The 4,439-nt window shown below is 57.0% G+C and carries 2 rRNA genes; both read right to left on the bottom strand.

The annotated features are described in order from the left end of the window. Nucleotides 1–30: 30 nt before the first annotated feature. A 23S ribosomal RNA gene (locus EAO75_RS25040) occupies nucleotides 31–2,762 on the bottom strand. 63 nt (nucleotides 2,763–2,825) lie between these two features. Continuing rightward, nucleotides 2,826–4,351: ribosomal RNA gene (locus tag EAO75_RS25035) — 16S ribosomal RNA — on the bottom strand. The 16S and 23S rRNA genes sit together here, the layout of an rRNA operon. Nucleotides 4,352–4,439: the final 88 nt, after the last annotated feature.

The raw sequence follows: 4,439 nt of genomic DNA, 5'->3' as shown, positions 1-4,439 counted from the left end.
TCAGAACCAACACAGTGGACGCGAGCCTCTATGGACAAGCCCTCGGCCTATTAGTACCGGTCACCTCCACACGTTACCGTGCTTCCAGATCCGGCCTATCAACCCAGTCGTCTACTGGGAGCCTTACCCCATCAAGTGGGTGGGAATACTCATCTCGAAGCAGGCTTCCCGCTTAGATGCTTTCAGCGGTTATCCCTCCCGAACGTAGCCAACCAGCCATGCCCTTGGCAGAACAACTGGCACACCAGAGGTTCGTCCGTCCCGGTCCTCTCGTACTAGGGACAGCCCTTCTCAATATTCCTACGCGCGCAGCGGATAGGGACCGAACTGTCTCACGACGTTCTAAACCCAGCTCGCGTACCGCTTTAATGGGCGAACAGCCCAACCCTTGGGACCGACTCCAGCCCCAGGATGCGACGAGCCGACATCGAGGTGCCAAACCATCCCGTCGATATGGACTCTTGGGGAAGATCAGCCTGTTATCCCCGGGGTACCTTTTATCCGTTGAGCGACGGCGCTTCCACAAGCCACCGCCGGATCACTAGTCCCGACTTTCGTCCCTGCTCGACCCGTCGGTCTCACAGTCAAGCTCCCTTGTGCACTTACACTCAACACCTGATTGCCAACCAGGCTGAGGGAACCTTTGGGCGCCTCCGTTACTCTTTAGGAGGCAACCGCCCCAGTTAAACTACCCATCAGACACTGTCCCTGATCCGGATCACGGACCCAGGTTAGACATCCAGCACGACCAGACTGGTATTTCAACGACGACTCCCCCTGAACTGGCGTCCAGAGTTCACAGTCTCCCAGCTATCCTACACAAGCCGAACCGAACACCAATATCAAACTGTAGTAAAGGTCCCGGGGTCTTTCCGTCCTGCTGCGCGAAACGAGCATCTTTACTCGTAGTGCAATTTCACCGGGCCTATGGTTGAGACAGTCGAGAAGTCGTTACGCCATTCGTGCAGGTCGGAACTTACCCGACAAGGAATTTCGCTACCTTAGGATGGTTATAGTTACCACCGCCGTTTACTGGCGCTTAAGTTCTCAGCTTCGCCATGACGAATCATGACTAACCGGTCCCCTTAACGTTCCAGCACCGGGCAGGCGTCAGTCCGTATACATCGCCTTACGGCTTCGCACGGACCTGTGTTTTTAGTAAACATCCCCTTTGCCCGAAGGCTCCAGGGCGGCTTCACGGACTTAGCATCGCCTGGTTCAATGTTTGACGCTTCACAGCGGGTACCGGAATATCAACCGGTTATCCATCGACTACGCCTGTCGGCCTCGCCTTAGGTCCCGACTTACCCTGGGCAGATCAGCTTGACCCAGGAACCCTTAGTCAATCGGCGCACACGTTTCTCACGTGTGTATCGCTACTCATGCCTGCATTCTCACTCGTGAACCGTCCACAACTCGCTTCCGCGGCTGCTTCACCCGGCACACGACGCTCCCCTACCCATCCACACGGGCGTTGGCCCTATTGTATGAATGACACGACTTCGGCGGTACGCTTGAGCCCCGCTACATTGTCGGCGCGGAATCACTAGACCAGTGAGCTATTACGCACTCTTTCAAGGGTGGCTGCTTCTAAGCCAACCTCCTGGTTGTCTGTGCGACTCCACATCCTTTCCCACTTAGCGTACGCTTAGGGGCCTTAGTCGATGCTCTGGGCTGTTTCCCTCTCGACCATGGAGCTTATCCCCCACAGTCTCACTGCCGCGCTCTCACTTACCGGCATTCGGAGTTTGGCTAAGGTCAGTAACCCGGTAGGGCCCATCGCCTATCCAGTGCTCTACCTCCGGCAAGAAACACACGACGCTGCACCTAAATGCATTTCGGGGAGAACCAGCTATCACGGAGTTTGATTGGCCTTTCACCCCTAACCACAGGTCATCCCCCAGGTTTTCAACCCTGGTGGGTTCGGTCCTCCACGAAGTCTTACCTCCGCTTCAACCTGCCCATGGCTAGATCACTCCGCTTCGGGTCTTGAGCGCGCTACTATATCGCCCTATTCGGACTCGCTTTCGCTACGGCTTCCCCACACGGGTTAACCTCGCAACACACCGCAAACTCGCAGGCTCATTCTTCAAAAGGCACGCAGTCACGAGACASCAAGTAAACTTGATGTCCGACGCTCCCACGGCTTGTAGGCACACGGTTTCAGGTACTATTTCACTCCGCTCCCGCGGTACTTTTCACCATTCCCTCACGGTACTATCCGCTATCGGTCACCAGGGAATATTTAGGCTTAGCGGGTGGTCCCGCCAGATTCACACGGGATTTCTCGGGCCCCGTGCTACTTGGGTGTCTCTCAAACGAGCCGCTGATGTTTCGACTACGGGGGTCTTACCCTCTACGCCGGACCTTTCGCATGTCCTTCGCCTACATCAACGGTTTCTGACTCGTCTCACAGCCGGCAGACTGTGAAAGAGAGATCCCACAACCCCGCACACGCAACCCCTGCCGGGTCTCACACGTATACGGTTTGGCCTCATCCRGTTTCGCTCGCCACTACTCCCGGAATCACGGTTGTTTTCTCTTCCTGCGGGTACTGAGATGTTTCACTTCCCCGCGTTCCCTCCACACTGCCTATGTGTTCAGCAGCGGGTGACAGCCCATGACGACTGCCGGGTTTCCCCATTCGGACACCCCCGGATCAAAGCCTGGTTGACGACTCCCCGGGGCCTATCGTGGCCTCCCACGTCCTTCATCGGTTCCTGGTGCCAAGGCATCCACCGTGCGCCCTTAAAAACTTGGCCACAGATGCTCGCGTCCACTGTGCAGTTCTCAAACAACGACCAGTGGTAAGAAGTGCTCCTTAGAAAGGAGGTGATCCAGCCGCACCTTCCGGTACGGCTACCTTGTTACGACTTCGTCCCAATCGCCAGTCCCACCTTCGACAGCTCCCTCCCACAAGGGGTTGGGCCACCGGCTTCGGGTGTTACCGACTTTCGTGACGTGACGGGCGGTGTGTACAAGGCCCGGGAACGTATTCACCGCAGCAATGCTGATCTGCGATTACTAGCAACTCCGACTTCATGGGGTCGAGTTGCAGACCCCAATCCGAACTGAGACCGGCTTTTTGAGATTCGCTCCACCTCACGGTATCGCAGCTCATTGTACCGGCCATTGTAGCACGTGTGCAGCCCAAGACATAAGGGGCATGATGACTTGACGTCGTCCCCACCTTCCTCCGAGTTGACCCCGGCGGTCTCCTGTGAGTCCCCATCACCCCGAAGGGCATGCTGGCAACACAGAACAAGGGTTGCGCTCGTTGCGGGACTTAACCCAACATCTCACGACACGAGCTGACGACAGCCATGCACCACCTGTACACCGACCACAAGGGGGGCACTATCTCTAATGCTTTCCGGTGTATGTCAAGCCTTGGTAAGGTTCTTCGCGTTGCGTCGAATTAAGCCACATGCTCCGCTGCTTGTGCGGGCCCCCGTCAATTCCTTTGAGTTTTAGCCTTGCGGCCGTACTCCCCAGGCGGGGAACTTAATGCGTTAGCTGCGGCACCGACGACGTGGAATGTCGCCAACACCTAGTTCCCACCGTTTACGGCGTGGACTACCAGGGTATCTAATCCTGTTCGCTCCCCACGCTTTCGCTCCTCAGCGTCAGTAATGGCCCAGAGATCCGCCTTCGCCACCGGTGTTCCTCCTGATATCTGCGCATTTCACCGCTACACCAGGAATTCCGATCTCCCCTACCACACTCTAGCTAGCCCGTATCGAATGCAGACCCGGGGTTAAGCCCCGGGCTTTCACACCCGACGTGACAAGCCGCCTACGAGCTCTTTACGCCCAATAATTCCGGACAACGCTTGCGCCCTACGTATTACCGCGGCTGCTGGCACGTAGTTAGCCGGCGCTTCTTCTGCAGGTACCGTCACTTTCGCTTCTTCCCTGCTGAAAGAGGTTTACAACCCGAAGGCCGTCATCCCTCACGCGGCGTCGCTGCATCAGGCTTTCGCCCATTGTGCAATATTCCCCACTGCTGCCTCCCGTAGGAGTCTGGGCCGTGTCTCAGTCCCAGTGTGGCCGGTCGCCCTCTCAGGCCGGCTACCCGTCGTCGCCTTGGTGAGCCATTACCTCACCAACAAGCTGATAGGCCGCGGGCTCATCCTTCACCGCCGGAGCTTTTAACCTCCACCCAGGAGAGTGGAAGTGTTATCCGGTATTAGACCCCGTTTCCAYGGCTTGTCCCAGAGTGAAGGGCAGATTGCCCACGTGTTACTCACCCGTTCGCCACTAATCCCCACCGAAGTGGTTCATCGTTCGACTTGCATGTGTTAAGCACGCCGCCAGCGTTCGTCCTGAGCCAGGATCAAACTCTCCGTGAATGTTTACCCGTAATCGGGTGCACACATCACGAGAGCGGAACAGTCAGGCGGAATAGGCCCGACCGTTCACAGCGTCCTCGCTGTGTTT

The organism is Streptomyces sp. UW30 (genome assembly GCF_008042075.1).
Taxonomy (GTDB): Bacteria; Actinomycetota; Actinomycetes; order Streptomycetales; family Streptomycetaceae; genus Streptomyces.
Note: the sequence above shows the minus strand (reverse complement) of the source record. Positions and strands in the feature narration are given on the sequence as shown.